Consider the following 5081-nt stretch of genomic DNA (forward strand, 5'->3'; position numbering starts at 1 on the left):
GGGGGAGCCTGCGGCGGGCCGGGGAGCCCTCCGGTTCGGTGACCGCCCGGCAGGACTGGAGCTGGCGTACGGTGCGCTCCAGCATCCGGGCCCGGGCGAGCTGGATCTCGGCCGGCCGGTCCAGCTCGTCCATGAGGGCGCGCAGCAGCGGGGCGAGGCAGCCGGGCACCTCGTACTGCGGCCGGTCCGCCCCGTTCGTCCGCAGCAGCCCGAACCGGACGAAGTCCTCCAGGGTGGTGCGGGCCACCGAGACCGAGCACCCGGCCAGCGCGGAGGCGGTGTGGGCGTCGGCCAGTCCGGCGGGAGCGAGGGCGAGCAGGCGCAGGGTCCGGGCGGCGGACGGCGGCAGCGAGGCGTGCACCAGCCGGAACGCGCGGTCCAGCGAGCGGACGCCCAGAGGCTGTTCGGTGCGCTCCGGGACCTCGCGGAGCTGTTTGGTGACGTCCGCGACGGATGCGCCCGGGCGGGCCGCCAGCCAGCCGGCGACCAGCACGAGGGCCGCGGGCTGCCCCCCGCACTCCTCGGCGAGCGTCTCGGCCGCGCGCGGGTCGACGGTGATGCGGACCTGGCCGACCGCGCGGGCCAGCAACTGGACGGCCGGGCCCGCCTCCAGGCCGCCCACGGTGCACGGGCGGACCCCGGGGATCCCGGTCAGCGGTCCGGTGGAGGTGGCCACGACCAGGCAGTCCGGGTTGTCCGGGAGCAGCGGGTCGACCTGTTCCGCGTCCACGGCGTCGTCGAGCAGGATCAGGGCGCGGCGTGCGGCGAAGGCCTCGCGGACCGTCCCGGAGAGCTCGTCCTCGTCCGCACCGGGCGGCGCGGCGACGCCGAGCTGGTCCAGGAGGTCGCGGGCGGCGCGCTCACCGGGGACGCGTTCGCCGCTCGGTTCGGTGAGCGCGATCCGGTACACCCCGTCGGGGTGGCCCCCGGGTTCGGCGAGGCGGCGGGCGAGTTCGGAGGCGAGCGCGGTGCGTCCGGATCCGGGCCGGCCGGCGATCAGCAGGACCCGGGCGCGGGCGGCCTTGCGGCCGGCCAGGGTGTCCAGGCCGGCCCGCCCGATGTCCGCCTGAAGGGCCTTCAACTCCCGTTCACGGCCGAAAAACTGGGGTGGGGTGGCACCTGACGGCACGTCAGCCGCGACTGTCCTGGCCGCTCGGGCCGGGCCGCTGGTGTCCACCGCCTGATCGGTCACGGGCCACGCTCCACTTCGCTGCACGCCGTTGCCCGCCGGAACTCCGGCCGGCCTTTTCGAGCGTAGTTCAGTGAAGCGGACGATCAGGGTCGAGCGCGACGGCCGGGTCCCTCGATCGGATCACCGATCGGTACGACCGGACCTCCGGCCGGCCCCTTCCCCCGTACGGTCGACAGCCCGGCCCGGAGTTCTCCGGGGACGCCCCTCAGGACTCGAAGGGCCGGGCCGGCCACGGCGCGTCGGCCGGGCGCAGCGCGTCCACGCCGTCGCCGGCGAGGGCGGCGCTGAGGGAGAGGACGCCCACCACCAGGCAGCTGTTGTGCAGGTCCCCGGCGAGCACACCCCGGACGAGCTCCTCCAGCGGCACCCGGGCCTGCTCCATGTCGGCCTCCTCCTCGGAGACCGCGAAGCGCTCGCCCTCGGCCTCGGAGAGGTCCCTGGCCAGGAAGACGCGGACGGCCTCGTCGCAGCCGCCGGGCGTGGTGTAGACGTCGGTCAGCACCCGCCAGTCCCCGGCCTTGACGTGCGCCTCCTCGTACAGCTCCCGCTGCGCGGCGTGCAGCGGGTTCTCCCCGGGCACGTCCAGGAGTCCGGCCGGGATCTCCCACAGCTTGTGGCGCACCGGATGCCGGTACTGCCGCAGGACGAGCACCCGGCCGTCCTCGTCGAGGGCGAGGACGGCGACGGAGCCCGGGTGGACCTGGTAGTCGCGGCTGTGGACGCTGCCGTCCGGCATCACCACGTCGTCGGTGCGGACACTCGTCTTGTTGCCGGTGAACGGCGTCACCGATGCGGTGACCCGCCACTCCTCGGGGGTGTCCTGGAAACCCATGTACGTCCTTCCACGGAAAACGAGAACCGGGGCACGCGTCCGGTGAAGGACGCGTACCCCGGTCAACGGTATCTCTTACGCCTCGGCACCCGTCCCGCGCGCCGCGACCTGGCGCTCCACGGCCGCCTTCACCAGACCGGCGAAGAGCGGGTGCGGCCGGGTCGGGCGGGACCGCAGCTCCGGGTGCGCCTGGGTGGCGACCAGGTAGGGGTGGACGTCGCGCGGGTACTCGACGTACTCGACGAGCTTGTTGTCCGGGGAGGTGCCGGAGAAGACCAGTCCGGCCTTCTTCTCCAGCTCCGTGCGGTAGGCGTTGTTGACCTCGTAGCGGTGGCGGTGGCGCTCCTCGACGTAGGGTTCGCCGGCGTACGCCTCGCGCACGAGGGAGCCCTCGGCGAGCTTCGCCGGGTAGAGGCCGAGCCGCATGGTGCCGCCGAGGTCGCCGGCGCCCTCGACGTACGCGAGCTGCTCCTCCATCGTCGAGATGACGGGGTGGCCGGTGGCCGCGTCGAACTCGGTGGAGTTGGCGTCGGGGATGCCGGCGAGGTTGCGCGCGGCCTCGATCACGATGCACTGGAGGCCGAGGCAGAGGCCGAGCAGCGGCACCTTGTTCTCGCGGGCGAACTGGATGGCGCCGACCTTGCCGATCACACCGCGCTCGCCGAAGCCGCCGGGGATGCAGACCGCGTCGACGTCGCCGAGCTGCTGCTGGGCTCCGGCCGGGGTCTTGCAGTCGTCGGAGGCGACCCACTTGACCTTGACCCGGGCCCGGTTGGCGAAACCGCCGGCCCGGATGGCCTCGGTGACCGAGAGGTAGGCGTCGGGCAGGTCGATGTACTTGCCGACCAGGGCGACGGTGACCTCGTGGTCGGGGTTGTGGACGCGGTCCAGCAGGTCGTCCCAGGTGGTCCACTCGACGTCGCGGAACGGCAGGTCCAGCTTGCGGACGACGTAGGCGTCCAGGCCCTCGGTGTGGAGCACCTTGGGGATGTCGTAGATCGACCGGGCGTCGGGGCAGGCGACCACGGCGGTCTCGTCGACGTCGCACATCAGCGAGATCTTGCGCTTGATGGCGGTGGGCACCTCGCGGTCGGCGCGCAGGACGATGGCGTCCGGCTGGATACCGATGTTGCGCAGGGCCGCGACGGAGTGCTGGGTGGGCTTCGTCTTCAGCTCGCCGGAGGGGCCGATGTAGGGCAGCAGCGAGATGTGCACGACGAAGACGTTGTCGCGGCCGACCTCGTGGCGGACCTGGCGGACGGTCTCCAGGAAGGGCAGCGACTCGATGTCGCCGACCGTGCCGCCGACCTCGGTGATGACGACGTCGACGTCGTCGGTGGCCATGCGGCGGATGCGGTGCTTGATCTCGTTGGTGATGTGCGGGATGACCTGGACGGTGTCGCCGAGGTACTCGCCGCGCCGCTCCTTGGCGATGACCTGCGAGTAGACCTGGCCGGTGGTGACGTTGGCCGAGCCGTCGAGGTCGACGTCGAGGAAGCGCTCGTAGTGACCGATGTCCAGGTCGGTCTCGGCGCCGTCGTTGGTGACGAACACCTCACCGTGCTGGAAGGGGTTCATCGTGCCGGGGTCGACGTTGAGATAGGGGTCAAGCTTCTGCATGGTGACCCTGAGGCCACGCGCCTTGAGCAGGGCACCCAGGCTGGAGGCAGTCAGACCCTTGCCGAGGGAGGAGGCGACACCCCCGGTGACGAAGATGTGCTTGGTCGTCGTGGATGTGGGCTGCATAGCCAAAGGGGGCTCCCGTGGTCGCGATCGTGAGGTGCGTACCGGCAGGCCGCTCGGAGAATTCCGGGGTGCCGTCGCTGCGGTTCGGGGGCCTCGTCCACTCTCGGGACGACCACCGGTCCACGGGCTACCAGGGTATCAGCGACCAGGAGCGGTCGCTTCCGGCCGGGACCCGTCACACGAAGGTCACAGGGTCACCGCACCCCCTCTACCTCACAATCGGCCTGCGCGGACAACATATGACCAGCGTCGCGCGGATCTTCGTGCTGCGTCGTATCCTGCTCGGACACTCGCTGCCGAGTCGGCCGGCCCAGCGGCATCACCCCAGCCCGCTATCACCCGCGCAAGAGCTCGTCGGTTTCTTACAACGACCCCTTGACCAGCAGTTAGCGCCCCACGGGGCGACTGGCCGTTCGACTGGAGATACACGTGGCCGGGCGCATCGAGGATTACGCACTCATCGGAGACATGCAGACCGCCGCCCTGGTCTGCCGGGACGGCACAGCAGACTGGCTGTGCCTGCCCCGCTTCGACTCGCATGCCATTTTCGCCGGGCTCCTCGGCACGGAGGAGCACGGTTTCTGGCGGTTGGGACCCGCCCGTCCGGAAGGGGCCGAGCCGCCGGCCGCCGACCGGCGCCGCTACCGGGGCGACTCCCTCGTCCTGGAATCGGAGTGGGACACCTCACGCGGCACCGTCCGCGTGACGGACTTCATGCCGCCGCGTGACGGCGCTCCCCAGCTGATCCGCATCGTGGAGGGCGTGAGCGGCCGGGTGCCGATGCGCTCGGAGCTGCGGATGCGTTTCAGCTACGGGCGCGTCACGCCCTGGGTGCACAAGGTGGACAGCCGTACGGTCGCCGTCGCGGGCCCGGACTCGGTATGGCTGGACACCGAGGCCGAGACGTACGGGGAGAACCTGACCACGTACGCGGACTTCGCCGTGGCCCCGGGCGACCGGATCACCTTCACCATCAGCTGGCAGCCCTCGCACCACGAGCCGCCCGCCCTGCCGGACCCCGAGGGGTCGCTGGAGGCGACGGAGCAGTTCTGGCGGGAGTGGGTCGAGCAGTGCACGTACCACGGGCCCTACCGGGAGGCGGTGGTCCGCTCCCTGATCACGCTGAAGGCCCTGACGTACGGGCCGACCGGCGGCATCGTGGCGGCTCCGACGACCTCGCTGCCGGAGGAGATCGGCGGCGTACGGAACTGGGACTACCGCTACACCTGGCTGCGGGACGCGGCGATCACGCTCTCCTCGCTGCTGCGCACCGGCTACCGCGAGGAGGCCCGCGCCTGGCGTGAGTGGCTG

At 71.8% G+C, this 5081-nt stretch carries 4 protein-coding genes; 1 reads left to right on the forward strand and 3 read right to left on the reverse strand.

What is annotated here, in order from left to right; all coding sequences use genetic code 11:
* The 3 genes from IH13_RS0125210 to IH13_RS0125220 form a co-directional block, all read right to left on the reverse strand.
* Positions 1 to 1192 (reverse strand): AAA family ATPase (locus IH13_RS0125210; protein ID WP_158791290.1); only part of this gene is annotated, 1192 nt, incomplete at its 3' end.
* 205 nt (positions 1193 to 1397) lie between these two features.
* On the reverse strand, positions 1398 to 2024 hold the full coding sequence (locus tag IH13_RS0125215) for an NUDIX domain-containing protein (RefSeq protein WP_031088136.1): 627 nt from the start codon (positions 2022 to 2024) through the stop codon (positions 1398 to 1400).
* 75 nt (positions 2025 to 2099) lie between these two features.
* Positions 2100 to 3770 (reverse strand): CTP synthase, encoded by a 1671-nt coding sequence (locus tag IH13_RS0125220; protein ID WP_031088138.1) that lies wholly within the window; start codon positions 3768 to 3770, stop codon positions 2100 to 2102.
* Between the two features lie 429 nt (positions 3771 to 4199).
* On the opposite strand from IH13_RS0125220, the gene IH13_RS0125225 reads away from it, so the two are divergent.
* Positions 4200 to 5081: glycoside hydrolase family 15 protein (locus tag IH13_RS0125225; protein WP_031088141.1), on the forward strand; the 882-nt coding region annotated here is incomplete at its 3' end.

Origin of the sequence: Streptomyces sp. NRRL WC-3549 (genome assembly GCF_000721935.1) — a bacterium.
Lineage (GTDB): Bacteria > Actinomycetota > Actinomycetes > Streptomycetales > Streptomycetaceae > Streptomyces.

Coding starts and splice junctions, on each gene's coding strand:
- IH13_RS0125215 (WP_031088136.1), bottom strand. CDS start 2,024: ATGGGTTTCCAGGACACCCCCGAGGAGTGGCGGGTCACCGCATCGGTG.
- IH13_RS0125220 (WP_031088138.1), bottom strand. CDS start 3,770: ATGCAGCCCACATCCACGACGACCAAGCACATCTTCGTCACCGGGGGT.